The organism is Bellilinea caldifistulae (genome assembly GCF_001306055.1).
In the GTDB taxonomy this organism is placed as follows: Bacteria; Chloroflexota; Anaerolineae; order Anaerolineales; family Anaerolineaceae; genus Bellilinea; species Bellilinea caldifistulae.
Window position 1 is genome coordinate 55,191 of record NZ_LGHJ01000015.1, and the last position, 21,018, is coordinate 76,208.

The 21,018-nt window shown below is 59.8% G+C and carries 22 protein-coding genes; 6 read left to right on the forward strand and 16 right to left on the reverse strand.

Annotation, left to right across the window (positions count from 1 at the left end):
• Nucleotides 1-2 precede the first annotated feature (2 nt).
• Entirely contained in the window at nt 3-1,265 is a 1,263-nt protein-coding gene (locus tag AC812_RS09665) for a hypothetical protein (RefSeq protein ID WP_061913209.1), read from the forward strand.
• A 10-nt stretch (nt 1,266-1,275) separates the two neighbouring features.
• Here the strand turns inward: AC812_RS09665 and AC812_RS09670 are convergent, their stop codons facing one another.
• Complete coding sequence (locus AC812_RS09670; protein WP_061913210.1) at nt 1,276-1,674, reverse strand: FmdB family zinc ribbon protein; 399 nt, start codon at nt 1,672-1,674, stop codon at nt 1,276-1,278.
• A gap of 100 nt (nt 1,675-1,774) precedes the next feature.
• Between AC812_RS09670 and AC812_RS09675 the strand changes: the two genes are divergently transcribed.
• Complete coding sequence (locus tag AC812_RS09675) at nt 1,775-2,398, forward strand: guanylate kinase (protein ID WP_061913211.1); 624 nt, start codon at nt 1,775-1,777, stop codon at nt 2,396-2,398.
• Nucleotides 2,395-3,168, forward strand: coding sequence for a rhomboid family intramembrane serine protease (locus AC812_RS09680; protein WP_061913212.1), 774 nt, complete (start codon nt 2,395-2,397; stop codon nt 3,166-3,168). The genes AC812_RS09675 and AC812_RS09680 overlap by 4 nt, the downstream gene beginning before the upstream one ends.
• 181 nt (nt 3,169-3,349) lie before the next feature.
• Here the strand turns inward: AC812_RS09680 and AC812_RS09685 are convergent, their stop codons facing one another.
• From AC812_RS09685 to AC812_RS09710, 6 genes are all read right to left on the reverse strand, one after another.
• Nucleotides 3,350-4,354, reverse strand: a complete 1,005-nt coding sequence (locus AC812_RS09685; RefSeq protein ID WP_061913213.1) for an ABC transporter permease — start codon at nt 4,352-4,354, stop codon at nt 3,350-3,352.
• Entirely contained in the window at nt 4,323-5,288 is a 966-nt protein-coding gene (locus AC812_RS09690; RefSeq protein ID WP_061913214.1) for an ABC transporter ATP-binding protein, read from the reverse strand. Before AC812_RS09690 ends, AC812_RS09685 begins: the two co-directional genes overlap by 32 nt.
• 37 nt (nt 5,289-5,325) lie before the next feature.
• Nucleotides 5,326-6,492, reverse strand: coding sequence for a COG1470 family protein (locus AC812_RS09695; RefSeq protein ID WP_061913215.1), 1,167 nt, complete (start codon nt 6,490-6,492; stop codon nt 5,326-5,328).
• Nucleotides 6,493-6,666: 174 nt separating this feature from the next.
• Nucleotides 6,667-7,962: an MFS transporter gene (locus AC812_RS09700; RefSeq protein WP_062158884.1), complete on the reverse strand. Its 1,296-nt coding sequence runs from the start codon at nt 7,960-7,962 to the stop codon at nt 6,667-6,669.
• Nucleotides 7,963-8,059: 97 nt separating this feature from the next.
• A complete protein-coding gene (locus tag AC812_RS09705) occupies nt 8,060-8,458 on the reverse strand; it encodes an SHOCT-like domain-containing protein (protein WP_061913218.1) in 399 nt (132 codons plus the stop codon).
• A gap of 25 nt (nt 8,459-8,483) precedes the next feature.
• Nucleotides 8,484-8,885, reverse strand: coding sequence for a DUF2089 domain-containing protein (locus AC812_RS09710; RefSeq protein WP_061913219.1), 402 nt, complete (start codon nt 8,883-8,885; stop codon nt 8,484-8,486).
• Between the two features lie 294 nt (nt 8,886-9,179).
• Between AC812_RS09710 and AC812_RS09715 the strand changes: the two genes are divergently transcribed.
• A complete protein-coding gene (locus tag AC812_RS09715) occupies nt 9,180-9,680 on the forward strand; it encodes a SixA phosphatase family protein (protein ID WP_061913220.1) in 501 nt (166 codons plus the stop codon).
• 322 nt (nt 9,681-10,002) lie between these two features.
• Here the strand turns inward: AC812_RS09715 and AC812_RS17605 are convergent, their stop codons facing one another.
• On the reverse strand, nt 10,003-10,158 hold the full coding sequence (locus tag AC812_RS17605; RefSeq protein ID WP_157235449.1) for a hypothetical protein: 156 nt from the start codon (nt 10,156-10,158) through the stop codon (nt 10,003-10,005).
• Between the two features lie 309 nt (nt 10,159-10,467).
• Between AC812_RS17605 and AC812_RS17835 the strand changes: the two genes are divergently transcribed.
• Both AC812_RS17835 and AC812_RS18460 read left to right on the forward strand, forming a co-directional pair.
• The gene (locus AC812_RS17835; protein WP_061913221.1) at nt 10,468-10,716 is read left to right on the forward strand and encodes a hypothetical protein; all 249 of its coding nucleotides are present in this window, start codon (nt 10,468-10,470) and stop codon (nt 10,714-10,716) included.
• Nucleotides 10,700-10,939: a helix-turn-helix domain-containing protein gene (locus AC812_RS18460; protein ID WP_082148891.1), complete on the forward strand. Its 240-nt coding sequence runs from the start codon at nt 10,700-10,702 to the stop codon at nt 10,937-10,939. The genes AC812_RS17835 and AC812_RS18460 overlap by 17 nt, the downstream gene beginning before the upstream one ends.
• Before the next feature lie 935 nt (nt 10,940-11,874).
• On the opposite strand, the gene AC812_RS09725 is transcribed toward AC812_RS18460, so the two are convergent.
• The 8 genes from AC812_RS09725 to AC812_RS09765 form a co-directional block, all read right to left on the reverse strand.
• Entirely contained in the window at nt 11,875-12,558 is a 684-nt protein-coding gene (locus AC812_RS09725) for a metal-dependent hydrolase (protein WP_061913222.1), read from the reverse strand.
• A 193-nt stretch (nt 12,559-12,751) separates the two neighbouring features.
• Nucleotides 12,752-13,090, reverse strand: a complete 339-nt coding sequence (locus AC812_RS09730) for a cupin domain-containing protein (protein ID WP_061913223.1) — start codon at nt 13,088-13,090, stop codon at nt 12,752-12,754.
• A 173-nt stretch (nt 13,091-13,263) separates the two neighbouring features.
• Nucleotides 13,264-16,032 carry a COG1470 family protein gene (locus AC812_RS09735; RefSeq protein WP_061913224.1) on the reverse strand — a complete coding sequence of 923 codons (2,769 nt, stop codon included), beginning with the start codon at nt 16,030-16,032 and terminating at the stop codon, nt 13,264-13,266.
• A 272-nt stretch (nt 16,033-16,304) separates the two neighbouring features.
• Nucleotides 16,305-17,846, reverse strand: coding sequence for a choice-of-anchor R domain-containing protein (locus AC812_RS09740; RefSeq protein ID WP_061913225.1), 1,542 nt, complete (start codon nt 17,844-17,846; stop codon nt 16,305-16,307).
• Complete coding sequence (locus AC812_RS09745; protein WP_061913226.1) at nt 17,843-19,174, reverse strand: hypothetical protein; 1,332 nt, start codon at nt 19,172-19,174, stop codon at nt 17,843-17,845. The genes AC812_RS09740 and AC812_RS09745 overlap by 4 nt, the downstream gene beginning before the upstream one ends.
• A gap of 5 nt (nt 19,175-19,179) precedes the next feature.
• Nucleotides 19,180-19,623, reverse strand: a complete 444-nt coding sequence (locus tag AC812_RS09750; RefSeq protein WP_062158886.1) for a hypothetical protein — start codon at nt 19,621-19,623, stop codon at nt 19,180-19,182.
• A gap of 193 nt (nt 19,624-19,816) precedes the next feature.
• On the reverse strand, nt 19,817-20,026 hold the full coding sequence (locus AC812_RS09760) for a hypothetical protein (protein WP_061913234.1): 210 nt from the start codon (nt 20,024-20,026) through the stop codon (nt 19,817-19,819).
• A gap of 131 nt (nt 20,027-20,157) precedes the next feature.
• Nucleotides 20,158-21,006, reverse strand: coding sequence for a glycoside hydrolase family 25 protein (locus tag AC812_RS09765; protein ID WP_169787285.1), 849 nt, complete (start codon nt 21,004-21,006; stop codon nt 20,158-20,160).
• Nucleotides 21,007-21,018: the final 12 nt, after the last annotated feature.

Consider the following 21,018-nt stretch of genomic DNA (forward strand, 5'->3'; position numbering starts at 1 on the left):
CAATGATCCCGAATCGTCTGCGATTGATCCTGCGTAACCTGTTGATCCTGGTGGTGTTTGCCCTTGTTCAGGTTCGCAGCGAGTACAACACCGCCGATCCGGTCGAGCGCGTGCGCCGCTTTACCCGCTGGATGGAATTTGATTATGTTTCCTGGACGCTGGACGCCTTGCGTCTGAAACAGCAGCAGGCTGCCCTCAACCTGCCGCGCTTTTTGAGCATCGAACAGCAGCGTCAGGTTGTGCTGCGCTATCTGGAAAGGGTTGAACGGCTCAATCAGGTGCGCAGCGAGATCAACGCCCTTTACGCTGATCCCAACATTCTCAACCCCGAACAGGCTGCGGCCGGCTTGCTGGCCGAGCAAGAATCCCTGACTATAGAAATCAACCAACGCCTTGCGCCGCTGGCGGAGTCGGTGATGCAGTACCAGCTGAGTCTGGTAGTTGCCGATTTGGGGCTGGGGCTGGGCGGTCAACCCATCCCGCCGCCGCTCTATCATGTCACCAGTTTGCCGTATGCGTTGATCGTTTCGCCGCGTGAGGTGATTCGGCAGGATGCCGACATCTCGCTGGTTGCCGATCTCTCGCTGGATCAAATTGTACAACTGGAACGACAAGTCGAACAGGGGTTGAATGTTTCGGCGCTGGTGGTGCCGGTGGGCGGGGTGGGCACCTACCCGACCATGGTGATGAGTACCACCGATTTGAACTGGCTGGCCGAGGTGATTGCCCACGAGTGGATTCACAACACGCTCACCCTGCGCCCGCTGGGGGCTTTGTACTACGCCTCGCCGGAGATGCGCACCATCAACGAAACAACCGCCTCGATTGCCGGGAAAGAGATTGGGGCGGCGCTGATCGAACGCTTCTATCCAGAGAAGGTTCCCCCGCCGGCGCCGCCATCTCCTCCGCTCCGGCCGTCGCAGCCGCAAGAACCGCCTGCTTTCGACTTTCGGGCCGAGATGCGCGAAACGCGCGTGACGGTAGATGCTCTGCTGGCAGAAGGGAAGATCGAGGAGGCAGAAAACTACATGGAACAGCGCCGGCGTGTCTTTTGGGAGAACGGCTACCGCATCCGGCGGCTGAATCAGGCTTACTTTGCCTTTTACGGCGCCTACGCCGATCAGCCCGGCGGAGCGGCCGGAGAAGACCCCGTCCCTGCGGCGGTGCGCGCTTTGCGCGCCCAAAGCCCCTCGCTGGCCGTGTTTATCAACCGGATTGCGTGGGTCACTTCTTACGAAGCGCTGACCGCCATGCTCGAACCGTGAAGTCACCCCATCAGTCCAAATCGCTCATTCCGCCAAAGTCGCCGCCCTCGTCGCTGCCCAGTTCGGGCAGGTCGCGCTCAATATCCTCCGGCGATTGACCCTTTTCGAGCCGGTCGACCACCTCATCGAACACATCCCCCATGTCCTCGCCCAGTTCGCTCTTCATCTGACGCATCATGCGCCCCAGCGTGCGGGGGTCGTCTTCCAAACCGGCCAGATTATCCGGGTCTGCCAGACTTTCCAGGCGGCTCTCGTCCGAGCGGGCAACCCGAATCCGGCCGATGCGCCGCTGAACACGGGCGCTTCCGCAATGGGTACAGGTTACCGCACGCGTGCCATATTCGGAATAGGACATGAAGACTTCAAAGCGTTTACGGCAGTCCAGACAGCGATACTCGTAGGCAGGCATTCTCACACTCCACTCATCAAAGAGTTCAATTTCTCTATTATAATCAACCCAATGTAAGAAAACCGTAAGAGCCTCTACCCACAGGAGAAATTAAACCCCCATGGCGCATTCGCCCGTCTCGCTGCTGCCCGGTCAAAGTCCGCTGCTGGTGGTCATCTCCGGCCCTTCGGGGGTCGGCAAAGATACCGTGATTCAGGAACTCAAACGACGCAACCTGCCCCTGCATGTGGTGGTGACTGCTACCGACCGTCTACCGCGCGCTGGAGAGGTGGACGGTGTGGACTACCACTTTGTCAGCACGCAGCGTTTCGAGGAGATGATTCGCAATCATGAATTGATTGAGTACGCGCGGGTGTACGATGATTACAAGGGCATTCCCCGGCGCGAAGTCACCGATGCGATGCAGAGCGGCAAGGATGTCATCTTCCGGGTGGATGTGCAGGGGGCTGCCCGGCTGCGTCAGTTGTTCCCCGAAGCGGTGATGATTTTTCTGCTGCCCGCCAGCATGGAGGAACTGGAAGCGCGTCTGGCTGCCCGCCATACCGAAACCCCGGAAACCCTGAAAAAGCGCATCGAAACCGCCCGGGAAGAAATGAAGCGGTTGAACGAGTTTGAATACGCGGTGGTCAACGCGGATGGTCAACTGGAAAAGACCATCGAACAAATCCTGGCGATCCTCACCGCCGAACATCTCAAAGTAAAACCCCGAACCTATTCGTTATGAATAACACACCTTACACTCCGTACGATAATGACGAATATCCGCCACCCCCGCCCAGCGGGCCGGTACGCATCTTCCGGCGGCCGACTTCGGAACCGCCTTACGTGACTTATTTTATGATTGCCACCTGTGTGCTGGCCTTTTTGGGGCAGTTGTTGACCCAGACCACCTTCGGCACGGATTTGCTGGCGGCCTATGGCGCCAAAGTCAACCCGTTGATTACCGCCGGGCAGTACTGGCGGCTGATTACGCCGATGTGGCTGCACGGCTCGATCCTGCACATTGCCTTCAACATGTATGCCTTGTTCATTTTTGGCAGCAATCTGGAACGCTACTACGGTCACATCCGCTTCCTGCTGCTTTACCTGATCTCCGGTTACGCTGGAAATGTCATTTCTTTTATGATGACACCCCGTCCCTCGTTGGGTTCTTCCACGGCCATCTTCGGTCTGCTGGCTGCCCAGGCGGTGTTTCTTTACCAGAACCGCCAGCTGATTCGCAATGCGCGCAGCCTGCTGACCTCAACCCTGATGATTGCGGCGATTAACCTGTTGCTGGGTACTTCGCCGGGCATTGATAACTGGGGACACCTGGGCGGGCTGATCGGCGGGCTGGCCTTTGCCTGGTCGGCCGGGCCGATTTGGACGGTGCAGGCCGATTTCAACGGCGTCAGTCTGGTGAATCAGCGCAGCCGCCGGCGGGTGGCGCTGGTAGCGGTGGGCGTGACCCTGGTGTTCACTGCTCTGGCGGTTTTGCGCATCTGGATGGGGTAAAAAGTCCTTTTTACGTTCGTCGGGGGATATTTTTCTATGCAGGTGTGGGTATCATCCCCCCGACGGCCTTGCGGGGGGTTGCCACACTCGCTTGCGCTCGATCGCAGCGACATAAAACCCCTTAAACAATCCCTTCCCCCAATTTCGCGGTCCGAAATTGGGGGAAGGGTACAAAAGCGGTTCAGGCGCGGATTTCCTGCCGCTGAAAGAGGATGTAAGCCAGTGCAAACAGGACGATGGTCGCGGCAATCAGACCGGTCAGCTGCGGCCAGATCAGCGCCACCGATTGGGAAAGCGGCAGAGGCGAACCCAAAATAGCCCCTTCCATCTGAGTCGGCAGTAAAATGCCCAGCGAACGAGTCTCCGGGTTGAGCAGGGCAATCATTGTCTCGGCGTACAGGGTATTGGGGGAAAAGCGCGCCAGTGCCAGTTGCAGGTTGGCCTGTGCCAGCAGTTCGCCCAGCGTTCCAAAGCGAATTGGGCTGAGCGATTGCGCCAGCAGACCGGCGATGATGTTCCAGAACACGGTGAAGAACAACCACACCGCGGTTGAGGTCAGCGCAGCCGTTGCCGGTTGACGAAAGATCACCGAAAAGACCATCGCCAGCGCCAGCCAGATTCCGCCGTAGAAGATGGTGGCCACCAGGAACCACAGGGCGCGTCCCACCTCTTCACCGCCGGGGGCAACCCCCAGGCGTAAAATGCCCAAGCCGAAGATCAGCAGCCAGAGGGCCGTGCATACCAGCGCCAGGGTGAAGAGCCCCGCCAGAAACTTTCCCATCAGCAGGGCATCGCGATAGATTGGCTGAGCCAGCACCCGTGAGAGGGTGCGCCGGCTAAATTCACTGTTGACCGAGTCGAACGCCAGGGCAATGGCCACCAGCGGGATGAAGAAGGCCAGCAGCGCCGCAAAAGCCGGCAGCGGATCTTGAGCCGTGGTGAACAGGCGCAGGTAGAGGAAGCGGTCCTGACTGACATTCTGGCTGATGTTTTGGGTGGCTACGTAAATCGAGCCAATCGCCGCCAGGACGACCAGAATTTCCAGTACCACCATGCGCGCGCTGGAAAGGTGGTCGGCCATCTCTTTGCCAACCACCGCCCACATGCCCTTCCACGGCGATCCTTCGCGAACGGGGCGGCTGGCGCTTTGCGGTTTAGCGGACACGGCTGGATTGGACTGTGCCATGTTCCACCTCCTTGAAGTAGGCGCTGTAAATCTCTTCCAGACTTTGGGTCTGCACATCCAGTTTGTACAAACGCCCGCCGGCCTGGACAACCGCCTGAGCGGCTTCCGGGCGCAGGTCGCGGGCGGCTTCCATCGTGTACAGGTTCTCACCCGTCTGACGGATGTTGCGGAAGCCGTCCACCCGTTGTAAAGCACTCTGAATGGCCTGCGGGTCGCCTTCGGCTTGCAACTGAATGCGGTAGGCTCCGCCCAGCACCCGCTCGGCCAGTTCGTTGACCGTGCCTTGCAGTACCATGCGGCCCTTGTGGAACAGGCCTACCCGGTCGCAGACCGCCTGCACCTGATAGAGCAGGTGGGAGGAAAGCAGGATGGTGATGCCTTCCCGTTTGAGGGCGCGGATCATTTCCAGAAATTCCAGCGAAGCCTCGGGGTCCAGACCGGAAGTGGGCTCGTCCATGATGATCAGGCGCGGATTTTTGATCAGCACATCCGCCACGCCCAGCCGCTGGCGCATACCGCGCGAGAAGGTGCCCACCCGTTTATCCGCCACCTCGCGCAGGCCGACCCGTTGGAGGGCCTCATCCACGCGCGCCGGCAGCTGCGGAGTGGGAATGGGGTTCAGACGGGCAATGTAGGTCAGGTTTTCGCGGGCGGTCAATTCGTCGTAAAAACCGACCTGATCGGGCAGGTAGCCAACCCGCGATTTGACGCTGAGCGGCTGGCGGGTGGGGTCGAGTCCCAGCACCCGCACCGAGCCGGAGGTCGGCTCGGTCAGGCCCAGCAGCATGAGGATGGTGGTGGTCTTCCCCGCACCGTTGGGACCGAGCAGACCGAACACCTCGCCAGCCTGAACCTGCAGGTTGAGATGATCAACCGCCACGAAGGAGTTGTATTTTTTGGTCAGGTCGCGGGTTTCAAGGACGGTCTCGCTCATACTCACCTCCACAGAGAAAGAAATCGGGAAGCGAGGATCAGCGCCGCCCAAAGCGGGAAACCGCCATGCCCACCGCCGCTACCGCCACCGCAATCAGGGCAATGCCAGCCACACCCCACAGGGTCGAGGTCACCACGGTGATGCGGAACTCGGCGGATTGCTGCTTGCTGTCCACCGGGCGAGCGTTGATGGTCAGCAGGTAGTCACCGGCAACCGCTTTTTCGGCAGGTTTGATGGTGGCGGTGACTTCCACCTGCTGGCCAGCGGGGATTTCGACGATTTCCTTGGGCTCAAAGGTAACCGACCAGCCGCTGGGTTCAATGGAGCTGAGTTGAATGCCGCGCAGCGCAGCCGTACCGGTGTTCTTGAGGATGATCTTGAGTGGATTGTCCTGTCCGGCAGTCGCCTGACCGGAAAGCCGCCCATCGGGGGTGGTGATGGAGAGACGCCCTTCACCGATCACATCGGCAGCCAGATCCATGCTGGCTTCCACATCACCGGCGCGGGCGTAGATTTTGAAGGGGTAACGCCCGGCTTCGAGGGTGATGAGCGGTTCGGCGACGACCGTCAGGTTCTTGCTTTCGTTGGCCGCCAGTTGAATTTCGGTGACGGTCTGGCCAGCCGATTCAAAGCGTACCTGCATGTTGGTCGGTTGATCGGCCGACAGGGCAACGGTCAGGTCTTCACCACCTTCATTCTTGAGGGTCACGGTGTAGCGGAAGGTGGTGCTGGGTGTGCCGCGCTGAATCGGCAGTCCGTCCATGTCCAGCGAAAGGCGCGGGGGCAGTTTTTCCTTGACCGTCAGGATGATGGGTATTTCGGCGGTTTGGGTTTTGCCCTTTGCCACCACCTTCATGGTGTATTTACCGGCTTCGGGGTTGGCGGGCGGTTCGATGCGCACATCCACATTGACGGTGGTTTCGCCATCCAGGTAGACCGCATCCACAATCCGGTTGCCGCCGCGGAAACTGGCTTCCCAGCCTTCCGGCAGCCCCGCCATTTCCAGATTGACCATTTGCGGGCTGTCTGCACGCAGCTTAAGGGTGAGGGTGACCACTTCGCCAAAGCCGATGATCTGGCTTGGGTAGGTGGTAGAGATGGTCAGCCCGGCAGCAGGGGTTTCATCCTGAGCCTGCACCGGAAGCGGTAGCACGAACAAAGCAATCAGCAGCAAAACCAGTGAAATCGGCAGCAGACGCTTCATACTTCTTCACTCCTTTTGTGCAAAGATGTAAAGAATGTGGGGTTTTTGACGGATGCTATCCTACTACAACAAGATAAGAAAATGATTAGAGAATTGTTAAGGTTCTTCCTTAACGGCATGCCGGGGCAGGTGTCCGTTCTGCCCCGGTAGCGTAAGAAAAAAATTGAAGGAGGATTAATCCGTTGCGATAGACGGCTCGGCAGCTGCCACGATGATCTTCCCGCCGGGCTGCTGATCATCCAGCGTGTTGATCATCCGGACGGTTAAGCCGATGAAACCCATCAGCAGGCACATCCCACCGCCGAACAGATACCACGCCCGCAGCCCGAGCAACTCCGCCACCGGCGCGCCGATCATCATTCCCAACGGCATCATCGCCTGTGCCAGACTGTTGACCAGAGTAAAAACCCGTCCCTGCATGTGCGGCTCAATTTTGGATTGGAGCAGGGCGAACAACGGGCCGTTGGTGAGCGGGTTCATGATGCCGGAAATCAACATGCCACTCCACGCAATCCAGTAGCCCCAGGCCGGGGCTGCCCCGGTGATCAACACGCCGACGCCGATTCCCATCAGGGAGAGCATGGAAGTGATGATCTTGCGCCGAAAACCGCCCCAGGCGCTCAGCAGCAGGCCGCCCGCCACTGCCCCCACCCCCCAAGCCGATTGCATCCACGCCAGCTGCAAAGCGCCGCCGTTGAAGTGGCGGGTTACCAGCAGCGGCATGAAAGCCGAGCCGGGGCTGAGCAAGAAGTTGACCATGGCCGCCATGAGCAGAAGGGTGAAAATTCCCGGCCACGAAACCACATAGCGGAAACCGCCGCGCACATCTGCCCATACCGTTTTCGGCGTGACCGCAAGGTGGGCATCTTGACGGACGGGCTGGGGGATGGCGATGAATAAAAGCGGCAGAATTGCCAGCCCGGCGGTCACAATATCAATGGCCAGCACCTGAAAGATGGGCAAGGTGGCGATCAACAACGCGCCCAGCGGCGGCGCGCCGATGTTGATCAGACCGTTCAACGCCTGATTGGCCCCCGCAATGCGCGCAAGGTGCTGCTGGGGCACCATCAGCGAGGTGGAAGCCTGCATGGCCGGCCAGTGGAATGCGCCGCCGAGTGAGCGGATGAACAGAGCCACATAGACATGCCACAATTGCACCTGTCCGCTGGCAAATAAAACAACCAGTCCAACGGTTGCCAGGGCAACCAAACCATCGGCGGCGACCATCACCCAGCGACGGTTCCAGCGGTCCACCAGCGCGCCGGCAAACGGAGAAAGGAAGACCTGCGGCAGCAATCCGACCAGCGAGGCGCTCGCCAGCACGGCAGCCGAGCCGGTTTTCTCGGTCATCCACCAGACCAGCGCAAAATGAACCAGTCCGCTGCCCAGCAGGGAAAAGACCTGCCCGACCCAAATGGGGATGAAAATCCGCAGCCAGTGAGAGGGAGTTTTCTGTTCCAAAATTTGCATGAAAAAGAACCTTTATATCCCAGCCATGCCTGCTTCGAACGGCGTCGCCTACCGGCTTTGTCCGGTGCTTTGGGACGCCGCCGCAAAACAAGCGGCATTATTCGATGTACACCTCGACGTGTTCGCCGTCTTCGTCATCGTAGACATCTACCAGATGTCCGCTCTCGCCGGATTGGATGAAAGCCATCAATTCGTTGACATCCAGTCCTTCAATTTCGGGGGCAAAGCGCATTCCCATGCGGATGCCGGAAGCGACCAGATTGAGCGGCAGGCGCACGTTGACGCGCGTCTTGCCGGTGTCGGTATCGGTCACGCGCACCCGCAGCCAGCGTCCGGCGCTTCCCGGCGGGGTGGGCGGAACGGGCGGGCGCGGAGCGCCTTTTACCTGAGCCGAACCGGTCTCCAGCGCTTCGAGCAGACGGGCAGCCTGATCGGCGGTGATTTTTCCTTCCTGCAATAATTGGAGAATTTTCAAGCGTTCTTCGGCGTTTGCCATGCTACACCTTTTCCTTTCCGGCCTTTCAAGCCGTTTCCTCACGTTTACCCAGCAGCCGCTGGTGAGCCTCTTCCGGCGTGATCAACCCCTGCGCCAGCTCGTCCAGAATGCGCAGGCGATCCTCAGCGGTCAGGCGCACCGGGGTTTCTTCACGTCCCGGTTCAAACCCCAGCGTCCGCAGAACTTCGTTGAAGCGGTTGCGCAGGGTGGGATAGGAGAGCCCCAATTCTTCCTCCATGCGGTTGAACCGGCCCTCGCAGCGAATGAAGGTCAGCAAAAATTGCAACTGCTCGCTGTTCAACGGAGCAAAGGGGTTGGCCGACGGGTGAAAATGTCCTTCAATGGTGGTGTCACATTGGGCGCAATACAACCGGGTGACGAGTAATTGCGATGAGCACACCGGACAGCGGTTGAGAATGGGATTCATGCTTCCTCCTGTTGGATCGTTCGGTCAAACTGTTCTGGCTTGAATTTTGCCATGTTTATCTGCAATTATTTTAATTGATAATTTAATTTTGTCAATAGTAAATTGAATTATTTTTATATTTTTTCAAGATTATTTAGTTATCTTGTGGGTCTTTTCCCGGAAGCGAAATGTCCATCCACTAAATTTTTTTTAACAATTGACCAAACCTTCAATCTCTTGCCCCGCTGTGTTATACTAATTTTTATCAACACGAACCCACATACACGCCGGTTGAATCAACCTGTGGGAGGAATTATGAAGAATCTGCTCCTCATGCGGCATGCCAAGTCCAGTTTCAAAGAAGGAGAAATGCCCGACTTTGAACGTCCGTTGAGCAAACGTGGCGAAAAAGACGCCCCCCGAATGGGAAAACTGCTCAAGGACAAAAACCTTGTTCCCGATTTGATCCTCTCTTCGACCGCCGTCCGCGCCAGCCGCACCGCCGAATTGGTTGCCGAAAAGTGCGGGTACAAGGGTGAAATTGTGTACATCCAAAGCCTGTATCTTGGGGAACCGGAAGCCTATCTGGAAGCCCTGCGTGACCTGAAAGATGAGGATGATCGCCTGCAGACCGTGCTGGTGATCGGACACAACCCCGGTCTGGAAAGCCTGCTGCAGTTGCTGACCGACCACCTCGACTGCTTGCCCACCAGTGCGATTGCTTACCTGAAAGTGCCGGTGCGTTCGTGGAGCGCGCTGACGCCTCAGATCATTGCCGGGTTGGAAAATCTCTGGCGGCCGCGCGATTTGAAGTGACCCCTTCCGTCGAGGGGGCAAGAACGCCGTTGCGTTCGGGATGACATTAACCGCGTATACGTCATTCTTTACGAGCGCAGCGAGCGTGGCAATCTCCCGCAAAGCAAGGCAGGAGATTCTCAACTGCCCTTTACCGTACGCAGTGTGGGAGATGTCCACCTGCACTGCACCGTACGCAGTGCGGTGCAAGTGTCGCTGACGCTCGACATGACATTAACCGCTTATACGTCACCGCGAGCGAGCGCAGCGAGCGTGGCGGTCTCCGGCAGGGCCGTTGCGGAGCGGTTTACGTCATTCTTTACGAGCGCAGCGAGCGAGGCAATCAGAACGGGGCGGCGGGCGTAGCCCGCCGCAGGGCGAAGCGCAGACCGGCGGGCGTTAGCCCGCCGGTGAGCGTAGCCCGTCCCGTTCTTGGCGTGAGGCGCAAAGCCGAGCGATTATGAGCGAGCAACAAGCGAGCGAATGCGAGGCTTTGCAAGGGGAAGCCCCCCTGGGGGGGCGGGGGACTGAGGCGGGGGGGCAGAGCGAGGCGGGCTTTGCCCGCTGAGCGGAATTGCTTTTGGGGCGGGTTTAGCCGATTGCGGAGCGGAGCAACGGCGTTTGAACCCGCCCCTTACCTTGTCAAGAATAGGGCTTGTCCTTTGCGGGTTCTTGTGTTTCCGCAAGGTGTAAGCCCTATGGAGTTTTACCACTATATGTGGTGGTGTCTATTGTCACTTGTGCCATATATGGGGGTTGTGCTAGATTATTGATATTGTTCGTCTATTCCCATTTTTCGAGGTGAAGCATGTTTGGCAAATGTGATGGTTTGGATGATGCGGTTAAAAACCTTGCTGTTCTTTATGCGGCACAGGTTGACCTAATGAGAGAGGCAAGGGGGCGGGGTAATATCCCTGCTTTCAACGTTGCTTATTTTTTTGCTGATGTGCTTGATTGTTTGGGCCGGCTGGATAGGGAAAGTCTGATTTTGATAATGGGTGAGAAAGTCGGGAATAAGGTTTGGGATGAGGTAAAGCCCAGTGGATGCACGCATTAGCCGGATTGAGTTTAGCAAGCGGCAACGTCAGGTATTGGCGTTGATTGCGCAGGGTTACACGACTGGCCAAATTGCTTGTGCCCTTGGCATTAGTCGGCGTACTGTTTTGGCGTATTCTGCATATTTGCGCAGTCTGACTGGGGCGGCTAATAATGCTGGTCTGGTAAATGTTTGCTGGCAGATCGGTGTTTTGCCTTTGGATTGTGCCGGCCTATCAACGTGAAGCCGAAGCCCGCAAGCGGAGCTTTGCGGGCGGAGGCTTGACCTACCCTTTGCCCCCGCAGGGGGCAAGCGCATTGTGGGGGGCTTGCCCCCCACAGGGCGCAAGCTTTCAATGGCGGACATTTGCTAGCCCGCAGCCCGGAGGGCAAGGGCGGTAGCAAAGGACGCCGTGAGGCGGGCGGGTTTTGTGCGTGAGTGAAGCGGAGCGGAGCGAACGCACGAAAACCCTACCTTGATTAGCCCGCCGAACTTACCTTTGGTTCTGAATCATGATTCACGACTGGTGGCTAGGCTGACTGCGGTGGCCAGTCTGACTGTGGTATGAATCACGACTGGTGGCTAGGCTGACTGCGGCATGATTCACCACTGGTGGCCAGGCTGACTGTGGCATGATTCACGACTGGTGGCCAGGCTGACTGTGGCATGATTCACGACTGGTGGCCAGGCTGACTGCGGTGGCCAGGCTGACTGTGGCATGAATCACGACTGGTGGCCAGGTGAATCACTACGATCTACTTTATTCACTTACGGCGGTGGTTGAATGGTTGCTTGCTGCTTTGTGTTAGTTTCAATCCGTTGTTCTGAGACGATTTATCGAAACTAAGTGTTTCAGGGTAAGCCATTGCCCTTGCTTTCAATCATCTAGTTTTTCTCCCTGCTCCCCCACAGCGAGCGTGGCAATCTCCCGCAAAGCAGGGCAGGAGATTCCTCACTTCGTTCGGAATGACGTTTACGGGTATCCGTCGCCGCGAGCGAGCGCAGCGAGAGCGGCAATCTCCGGCTAGGCCGTTGCGGAGGCTGGGCGGAGATTCTCACCTGCCCTTTACCGTACGCAGTGCGGGAGATGTCCACCTGCACTGCACCGTACGCAGTGCGGTGCAAGTGTCGCTTCGCTCGACATGACATTAACCGCGTATCCGTCGCCGCGAGCCGCCCTTACAGGCTCAGGCTTTCTCCCGGTTTGAGGATGTGAACCCGGCTGCCGGTCTCCTGCTCGACCTGCTGCGCCCAGCGCTGAACGTCCTGGGCAATCAGCGGGAAGGTGTCGTAATGAATCGGGACGACGTGCCGGGGGGAGATCAATTTGACTGCTCGCAGGGCATCCGCCGGCCCCATGGTGTAGTTATCCCCAATTGGCAGTACCGCCAGATCAATGCCCTCTTCGCCGATCAGGCGCATATCGCCGAATAAACCGGTGTCCCCGGCCAGGTAGATTTTCTGGCCCTCATTGGTCGTCAGCAGAAAGCCGGCCGGGTTGCCGCCGTAACTGCCATCCGGCAAAGCCGAGCCGTGCAGCGCCAACGTCAATTTGAGGTAGCCAAACGGGTGGTGAAAACCGCCGCCCAGGTGCTGGGCGTGAGTCTTAACCCCTTGTTTGGCGATCCAGTTGCAAATTTCAAAATTGCTGATGACCAGCGCGTTGCTGTGTTTGGCGATCTCCACCGCATCGCCGACGTGGTCGCCGTGCCCGTGGGTGATCAGCACAAAGTCGGCGGTCACACTTTCCGGCGAGGCGCTGGCAGCCGGGTTGCCGCTCAGGAACGGATCCACCAGCAAACGATAGCCGCCCGTTTCCAGACCGAGGGCAGCATGTCCAAACCAGGTCAGTTTGACGCCCATTTGAAAAATCCTCCTTTGGTCAATGTGGATAGTTTTATATTAACCGAAGTTGGGGATAATGAAAATAGTCCGATGACCCAATCAAAATATACCATGGGCGTGGCAATCTCCCGCAAGGCTGTTGCAGGGGGGCGGGAGACTCCCCTGCACTGTAAAGTGTCCCTGCGTTCGAAGTGACGTTAAAAAGGGCATGTCATTGCGAGTCACCGGGGGCGGCGCGGATCATGATCAGCAGCATTTTAGCCGGTTGGTTGGCTTTGAGGGCGTGCGGCTGGCCGGCCGGCATGAGCAGCATCTGTCCGCCGTGCAGGCGGTAGGGCTGCCCGGCGATGTGGATGTCCATTTCGCCTTCCAGCAGCTGCACCAGAGCATCATACGGGGCGGTATGCTCGCTCAGCCCCTGCCCGCCGTCAAAGGCAAACAGGGTGACCGTGCCGCTTTTCTGATTGATCAGCGTGCGGCTGACGACCGCCTGCGGTTGAACTTCGATTAATTCGGCCACATTCCAGACTTCGGTTGGGGTTTTTTCCATAGGGGTTGTTCCTCCATCTGTCAAGGATACCGCAGAATTCCCCCGGCGGCTTTGATGTGGAACAAATTAACCCCGTGGAGTTGATCCGCCCGCCGCTGGCGGGAGAAAGACTCTCCCCCGCCATCGGCGGGCTGCATCCGGCGGGGGAGAGGGTCGGGGCAAACCGGCTGGCTTTATTTGCGCACCAGCGGCAGGTAGATGTAGGCCGGTCCGGAGGTAACCTGCACGGTGCGTTCGTCCTTCTTGGATGGATCGCCCTGCGAGGTGAATATCACGTGGATGTCGTCGTCAGTGTGATTCGGCTGGGTGGCGCGCACCCACACCCGCACATCCGCCGATTCGCCGGGCGGCAGGCTGGTGATTTTAGAGGCATCGGCCGGGTCGAGCCACAGGCTGAATTCGTTGTTCGCAAAGGAGACGGTGAAGGTGTCGCCGATATTGCCGTCGTTGCGCACGGTGAAGGTGAAGAAGGCGGTTGTGTTGAAATCAAGATTCCACTCCAACGGGTTGAAGGTTTCAACGGTCGGCTGGTAGCGTTTCACCAGCGAGGTTGTTTCGATATCCTGTGTCACAGACTTAGCCGTATTAGTGACAGAAGACAGCTCGATTTGCCCTTCTTCCACATATTCCTCGTTGCTCTGCCCCCAATCTCCGGACTTGGCCCACAGCAGCAGGGTGCGCTCTTCATTCGGCTGGAGCGGACCGACCTGCGTGATTGGATTGCCCTGTAAATCGGTCACCCACAGGGAAATTTTATCGAACGTCAAGGTTATGTTGAATGTTTCGGGGACGTTTCCCTTATTTTTGACGACAATCTCTCGGTAGTTGGGATCGCCGTTGTAGTAAACCGTTTGAGCTTCGGGTTCGAGCAAATCGGGCTGGTAAAAGGGCGTTGCTGCCCGCAGACCAACTTCCAGGAAAAGATTGGTAGCATCCTGTATATTGGTAGCATCCTGTATAAAGGAAAATCGGACTTTGCCGCGTTGTAAGGATTGTTCGACAGCCGGGGCGCGGTAGCGTACCTTAAAAGTACAAAAAGTATTGTCATTTCGAGGACCGTTACATTCATTATCAATGACTTCAAAGCAATCTCGCTCATCGGCGACTTCACATTTATTGAGGTTGATATCCACCCCGGTTACGGTGACACTTCCTCCATTCAATCCGAAGAAATAGACATTAAAGAGCTTTTCAGGTTCGCTGTCGTATTCAACAACACCAAAATCGTGGAAAGAGGGCTGGATGTTGGGGTTGCCGGGCGGGTTGCCCTGATCGCGCAGATAGACCTGCTGGTAAGCGGCCGCTTCACCTTCCGAGAGCATATCCGCGCCGGAGGAGAAAGCAACCCAGCGGCCGGTGGCGCTCAACGAGCTGAAGTTGGAGTTGAGTTCCGGCGGTTGACCGCCTGCCGTCAGAGAAGCGCGCCAGGTTTGGTCGGCCTGCCAGTTGCGTCCAAAAATATCCGGGCAGTTGTTGCTTGTCCAACCTTCCAGATTTTGAATCACACAGGCGTTGTTCAGGTCGCCTTCAACCAGCTGGTCGTCATATGAGGTGAAGGAAACAATCCGTCCGTCCTCGGAAATGGACGGGTGATAGGACGGTCCCTCTGTGGGCTTATCATCCGGTCTCACCGAAATGAGCTGGATTGACGGATTTGATAAATTGCCCTCGTTGAGTTCGGCTTGGTACAGGTAAATCCGAGTCACTGTCCGAGGGGAGGACAGATTGATGAGGTCGTTAGTGGATGATTGGAAGGCGACATACAGTTTGTCTTGACCGGGGTCGTAGGTCACCGCCGGGTATTCGGAGGCGCCGTTAGCCGGTAAACCGCTGGTGTTTTTCGAGATCAGGCGGATCGAGCCATTGTCGCGGTCGAGCAGGAAGATGTTGGCGCGCCGCTGGTGGAGGGGAGCGTTGGGGTTGTCGGGCGGGTAATTTTCCGCGGGAACGCTGCAATCCAGATTGGTGGCGCGGGAAACGAAGACCACGTAGCGCCCGTTTGTCCCCGGCACGAAGACGGGGTGGTAGGAATCGCCGTTGGCCGGCGCTCCGCCGCAGCCGCGGCTGAGCAGGGTATGCACAAACTCCTGAGTAAGATTTTCTCCAACGTCGGTTACCTGCCGGATGAAGATGTCCTTGACGTAATCGTTGCTGTTTTCGCCCAGATCCGCCATGGATTCAAAAACCACATACACCCCCTGGCTGGAGATGAACGTCGCATCAGCGACCGGATGGGGGTGGGAGAGTTTGGCTTTGACAGTGCCGTTTGGTTGGGTTGAACAAACCGGCGTTGACCCGCTTAAGGCGCATTCCACATTGCCGGAATGGAAACCGGCATCGCCTTGGCCTGACGGAGTTGCGGATACCCGGAAGAGGCCATTTGTTTCCCGTTTTGTTTTATCGGTAAAAGTGAAAAAGATATCCGCTTCTTTTTGGCCGGGTTGATCGTAGCCCGAATATTCGGCCGAGGACTGAAACACGATGTACTTGCCATCTCTCGACACGGTGGGGAAGACAGCATCCCCATCCAGATTTTCTGAAGAAGCATAATTTGTGATCTTGATTAAGGGATTCGACGGCGTGTCGGAAAATTGGAGAAAGATATCAAAACAGCCGCGCAGCTGATTGGTGAGTTCATTGACGCAGAAGACATCGCCGTCGTTGTCGCTACCGCCGTCAAGGTTGAGATTGCTTGCGCTGGATGCGAATACGACCGCGGCGCTTGTATCGTCCCACGATAGGCTGGTGTAGAGGGAATTACCGTCTTTCCCCAGCCCATAAGGTTTACCCACCTCGTTAGGCAAGCCGTGTGAAAGCAAATAGGTTGTCCCCAGTTGAGTTTCTGCGTCCGCGCTGACCACCAGCGTTGGCAGCAGCAGGACGACAATCAGCGTCTGCAGCAGACGGCGCAGTCCCGCTTTGCGTGCGTTTCTTCCCATCATGCTCAACCTCCGCACCCCGCCGTTTCACCTCCGGCGAAATTTTACTGAAAACAATTTTCCTGCAAACTTCATTCTAACAAATTCGCGGTTTGTTTGGGTTTTCAGTTTTGTTATGTCACTTCAACCCTGCCGATGATTTTGGACGGCGGCGTGGCAATCTCCCGCAAGGCACCCACCTGCGTCTCCCCCAAAATCGTTTGCGATTTTGGGGGAGACGGGAGGGTGGAATTTCTCACCCGCCCTGTGCCAAAGTCAGGGCGGGTGTGGCTTCCTTATGACCGGGACAGGGGGAAGGCTGGCTCCCCGCCGACGGCGCTCACCCGCAGGCCGGCCTGCGGCGTCCACACCACCCGGCGCAGTAACAGCGGGCGCGCCGCACCGCCGCCCGAAAGCCGCGCCCATTCGCCGGTCAGCGGCTCACCCAGGCGGGCCGGCCGTCCGCTGAGAGCCGTCAGCCGTCCATCCATCCCCAGCAGCCAGGCGGGGTTGTCTTCGGGCGGCAGCGGCTCGATGATCAGGTCGCGCTCGGCGTTGACCAGCGCTCGCAGCCGCCGGCCTTGGGTATCCCCGCGGCTGAGCAGGTCAAGCAAAACCTCGCCGCACGGACGCAGTCCCTCGTCTGCAAAGGGAACCACCCCGTCCAGTTCGGCGCGCAGGTGAACGCTGCGGAGGAACTGCCCGCCGGCAGGAGCAGCGCACAGCTCAAGCACGCGCGTCCGGCGGCTTTGCCCGGCAGAGATGTAAAAATTGAGGTCGGTCAGCCCGCCGGAGGTGTCCACCCAGGCCGAGCCGTTCCACTGGAGCATCTTGCCGCGCGGGTAGGGATCGCCGCTTTCGCGATAGAGGATGTAGTAATGGCTGGTGTTGAGCGCGCCGCTGCGCCCGATGCGCAGCCAGTAAGGCGTGTTAGCCTGCAAGAGGGGCGGCTGCTCGAAGCGGAAGCGCGCCCACATCCGCCCGCTGCTGATCAGAGCGGCCGGTAAACCGACGGAAGCCAGCCCGGCGCCGGGCACGCCGTTCTGATCGGCGCACACCGTCAGGGTGATCTCATCGCCCGGCGTGCCGCTGCGCCTCAGATTCAGCCCGGCTTCCAGCAGGTAAAGCGGTCCATCGGCGGTTTGAAAACTTTGCGCCAGCAGGGCATCACTGGTGGCCGAGCGCCCCAGCGTTTGCGTGGTTTGGGCGGCCTCCACAAAGCCCTCCACCCCGCCACCTACCCGCAGGTAAGCCCAGTTGAGGGTGCTGAACCAGCCGCGCCCGATCAGGCGCATTGCCGGGGGCGAGGGGCGCGCCGGCAGGAACGCCTGCCCCTGCGGCAGGGCGCTGCCCTGCAAGGCGGCCCGGCAGGCAGCCAGGAGGCTTTCCGGCTGTTCCTCGTTCAGGTGCAGCAGGCGTTCCTTGCGCCCGTAACGGCTCTGGCTGAGGCGGTCCTCCACCCAGTCGCTGCGGGTGCGCCGGGCGGTGAAGGGCGGCTCATTGACCAGCGGGCTGTAGACCGCTGCCACGCGGTTGGCGAGATGGGAAAGGTCAAAGTACAGCCCGGCCGCGCCGTTGAGAATTTCCACCCGTCCGATAAAGCCGTTCCAGCAGGCTTCCCCGGCAGGCGAGTAGAGGATCAGCGGGCGGCGCAGCGCATCGGCGGCCCATTCAGCCGCATCCAGGAGCGAGCAAGCGCCACAATCGGCGCGCAGCACGGCAACGGCGGCGCCGCCCGGTTCTTCCCACACCAGCCGTTCGACCCGGATAGGGAAAGGCGGCGGCAGGCTGGGGGTATTGTCCCGCAAAAACCACCGAATGGTGAGCGGTTCGTTCATGGCAGTTTCACCCGCGGGGCGTAGAAGGCCTGCACCTCACAGCGGCTGGTGAGCGGTGCGCCGCTTTCGGTTTCCCACAGCAGGTACAGGCGGTAATCGCTGCCGGGCAGCAAATGGAGCGGGCTGCCGGTAAGGGCGTGGGTGAAGGCGGTTTCCCCGGCGGAAGAACGACTGTACGCTATCTGCCTTTCGCCGTCCACCCAGACCTCGCTCGCCGAGGCGCCGTTGAGGGCGTGCAATTCCAGCCAGCCCTCCGTGGGCAGCAGGTGAACGAAATCCACCTCCAGCGTTTTCAAACTGGTATCGCGGCTTTCGGCGCGCAGTTCGAGTGTGAGCGCGGCCGGGGTGATCTGCGGCAGCCAGCCCGGCGGCAGGTGAAGGCCACCGGTCACTTGCAGGGAGCGCTGGGTTTGGACTGCGACATCCGGGCTTTCTTCCAGCGGATTGGCATTCCCGTCCAGCAGCCGCCAGCGCAGGTAGACCCCCTCCGGCGGCGGACTGAAGAGCCGCAGCACCGGACGGAACAGCCGCCCGGCACAAAACCCCAGCCGCTCAGCCGAAAGCGTCCAGCGCAGCAGGCTGGCCGAATCGGAGCGCGTCCATTGCACCCGGCGGTAAGCCCCGCCGCTGGCAGCACCGCTGTTCAGCACATTGCTGGCGGTACAGTCGGGCCCGGCTGCGGCGCTCTCCCCCTCCAGCGAGTGGAGAAAAGCCTCGCCGCCCCAGGTCAGGCGACTGCCGGCGGCCAGGATGACCTGTCGAAGAGTCTCCCCCATCGGTTCGAGCAACCGCAGGCGCAGGCTGAGGGGGGCGGGCTGGCCGCCGCTCAGGTCGGCGGCGCGGATATCGGCAAAGTTCTGGTGAGCGGGGTCGCCGTCGTGGTGATTGTACACCGCCAGCCCGGTTTCGCGTTGAACGCCGTTGGCATTGGTGAGCGGCAGGGCGGCGGCCGGTTTACGCCAGTCGGCGGCCCGGCGCAGGTACAGGCGCAGGCTGTAACCGCCGCGCGCCGGTCTCTGGTTGAGCGGGTCGCTTTCCAGCCAGCCTTCGTACAAACTGGCGTAAAGCGGCTCATCTGCCGGCTCAATCCGCCGTTCCAGCACGGCAAAGGGAGTCCGGCTCACCGCCGCCAGGACTGCTTGCAAGCCTTCCAGCCACTCGCGGATGCCCGCCCCATGCAGTCCCAGCACGGCGCACTCGATCACTTCCCCGCCGTCCTGGGATGGGTGCTGTTCCAGCCAGCGCAGGCCCTCCAACGGCGGCTGGGGGACACTCGACTGCAACACCCAGGCGGGCGAATCGGGCAGGATGATGCTGAGGGAAAACATGGCGGTTACTCCATCGGCCAGCCGGGCTGTAGCGGGTCTTCGGCGGGCGGGTAGGGCGGGTTTTCGGCTGATTGCAGGCGGCGCAGGCGGTAGCGGTTCAGGCCGGCCAGCCCTTTTTGAAAGTGATCCAGCAGGATGCGGGCGGTGGTCAGTGCGGCGGCCTGCTGCCCGGCGTGAAAATCGAAGGCGTCCAGCCGTTCGGCTGCCCGCCCCAGCAGGGCGTAGCCGAGCGCGCCGCGCAGCAGCAGGCTGGCGAGAATCGGCGGCAGGGTGGTCGGGTTGGTCTCGCCGTCCAGTCCGTTGATCAGCCAGTCCTCACCGCTGGCGGCCAGCAGGTCGTGGTAGGCCTGGCGCAGGGCGTGGGTCAGTTCGGCCTCGCTCCAGATGACCGCCGGCAGGTCGCGCAGAATCAGACGCAGTTCGGTAATCAGGCTGCTGGTGGTGTTCATGGGCGGGTCTCCGCATTCCAGTGGAATTTGCGCCCGTCGGCGGCGATGATCGTCCACCCGCCGCTGCCGTCCGAACGGTAAGCGAGGGGCGGCAGTTCCAATCCGAGGGCGCGGCAGGCCAGCTGGATGGACGGCGGGAGTTCTGCCGCGGCCGGCGACCGATCAGGCCGGGAGGGCTGCCTGGGGCGCTGATTCATCGGCGCGGCTCCGGGCTGCGGCCGGCATCTTCGATGGCGACGCCGGTGGAGTAGACCGCCAGGGCGGCGATGACGCCCTGAACGGCCTGCCAGCCGTTCAATTCGCCGCTGCTCCAACCGGCGGCGATGGTCACCAGGGCGGCAATCAGCGCCCAGAATTTGCGGGAACGCAGCAGGCGTTCCAGTTGAGAAAGAATGGGCTGCATGTTGATTTTTCCTCCTTTATATTGAAAAGAAAGGTGGTTGAAGAAAGGGATGGGTCTGGCGGGAGATCGCCGCGCTTCCTGGTGGCGGCCCGCAATGACGGAAACCGGTTGATGTCACCCCGAGCGTCAACTTAACATTGTCTGCTTTTTTCAAGGTGCAAATCGGGGTGGGCCGCCCACAAACGGCGCACCATCTCTTCCAGTGAAGGCTGGGGCGGCGGGTTGGCAGGCGCTGCCAGACCACACCAGGCTCGCAGGTCGTTCGGGCTGCCGTTGAACCAGTTCAGGTCGAGCGGCTGCCCGCCGCCCCCCGGCAGGACAAAACGATCACCGCTGAACTGCCACATGCGCCAGTCGGCAGCGCCGGCCGGTAAAGCCGGGGCAAACATCTGCGGCAGGTGCTGGCGGCGCAGGGTTTGCCAGTCCAGGCTCAATTTGCCGCGCGGGTAGGGGTATTGTGCCAGCCACAGGTCCCAGCCGGAAAGCCAGTCGAGCATCGGGGCTGCGTAGGCCTGCACAAAGGTCGTGCGGGTGTAGATCAGGGTCGGTTTGGCCGTGCGACGGGCGATGCCCTCGCTCACCAGCCGGGCACAGCGGCTGATCTGCGCCGGAGGCAGGATGCGGGTGATGTTGTGATTGGCCCACTCCTCCCAATCGAGCCAGTACTGCTCCACATCCACTGCGCAGAAGTCCAGTTGCACATCTTCGCTGGCGCGCAGGAAGTTTTCCACCTGACGGTCGGGGTCGTGAGTTGGGTCGCACCAGTGATAACCCCCGGTCAGCAGGCCGGCGCGGCGGGCGGCGTTGGCGTGCTGAATGCGCCGCCCGTCCCGCAACTGGCTGCCCTGACTGATCTTGACCACCGCAAAAGTCGCGCCCGCGCCACTCAGCGCCCGAAAATCCACAAAGTCGTTCCAGTGGGAGACATCCACGCCGAGGGCGCGCTCGGCTGGCGGCGTAACGGGTCGGGGTACAGCCATCGGCTCGTTCAT

Coding starts and splice junctions, on each gene's coding strand:
- AC812_RS17835 (WP_061913221.1), top strand. CDS start 10,468: ATGTTTGGCAAATGTGATGGTTTGGATGATGCGGTTAAAAACCTTGCT.
- AC812_RS09665 (WP_061913209.1), top strand. CDS start 3: ATGATCCCGAATCGTCTGCGATTGATCCTGCGTAACCTGTTGATCCTG.
- AC812_RS09735 (WP_061913224.1), bottom strand. CDS start 16,032: ATGATGGGAAGAAACGCACGCAAAGCGGGACTGCGCCGTCTGCTGCAG.
- AC812_RS09710 (WP_061913219.1), bottom strand. CDS start 8,885: ATGAATCCCATTCTCAACCGCTGTCCGGTGTGCTCATCGCAATTACTC.
- AC812_RS09700 (WP_062158884.1), bottom strand. CDS start 7,962: ATGCAAATTTTGGAACAGAAAACTCCCTCTCACTGGCTGCGGATTTTC.
- AC812_RS09730 (WP_061913223.1), bottom strand. CDS start 13,090: ATGGAAAAAACCCCAACCGAAGTCTGGAATGTGGCCGAATTAATCGAA.
- AC812_RS09765 (WP_169787285.1), bottom strand. CDS start 21,006: ATGGCTGTACCCCGACCCGTTACGCCGCCAGCCGAGCGCGCCCTCGGC.
- AC812_RS09740 (WP_061913225.1), bottom strand. CDS start 17,846: ATGAACGAACCGCTCACCATTCGGTGGTTTTTGCGGGACAATACCCCC.
- AC812_RS09680 (WP_061913212.1), top strand. CDS start 2,395: ATGAATAACACACCTTACACTCCGTACGATAATGACGAATATCCGCCA.
- AC812_RS09715 (WP_061913220.1), top strand. CDS start 9,180: ATGAAGAATCTGCTCCTCATGCGGCATGCCAAGTCCAGTTTCAAAGAA.
- AC812_RS09750 (WP_062158886.1), bottom strand. CDS start 19,623: ATGAACACCACCAGCAGCCTGATTACCGAACTGCGTCTGATTCTGCGC.
- AC812_RS09760 (WP_061913234.1), bottom strand. CDS start 20,026: ATGCAGCCCATTCTTTCTCAACTGGAACGCCTGCTGCGTTCCCGCAAA.
- AC812_RS09725 (WP_061913222.1), bottom strand. CDS start 12,558: ATGGGCGTCAAACTGACCTGGTTTGGACATGCTGCCCTCGGTCTGGAA.
- AC812_RS09685 (WP_061913213.1), bottom strand. CDS start 4,354: ATGGCACAGTCCAATCCAGCCGTGTCCGCTAAACCGCAAAGCGCCAGC.
- AC812_RS09695 (WP_061913215.1), bottom strand. CDS start 6,492: ATGAAGCGTCTGCTGCCGATTTCACTGGTTTTGCTGCTGATTGCTTTG.
- AC812_RS09690 (WP_061913214.1), bottom strand. CDS start 5,288: ATGAGCGAGACCGTCCTTGAAACCCGCGACCTGACCAAAAAATACAAC.
- AC812_RS09670 (WP_061913210.1), bottom strand. CDS start 1,674: ATGCCTGCCTACGAGTATCGCTGTCTGGACTGCCGTAAACGCTTTGAA.
- AC812_RS09705 (WP_061913218.1), bottom strand. CDS start 8,458: ATGGCAAACGCCGAAGAACGCTTGAAAATTCTCCAATTATTGCAGGAA.
- AC812_RS09745 (WP_061913226.1), bottom strand. CDS start 19,174: ATGTTTTCCCTCAGCATCATCCTGCCCGATTCGCCCGCCTGGGTGTTG.
- AC812_RS09675 (WP_061913211.1), top strand. CDS start 1,775: ATGGCGCATTCGCCCGTCTCGCTGCTGCCCGGTCAAAGTCCGCTGCTG.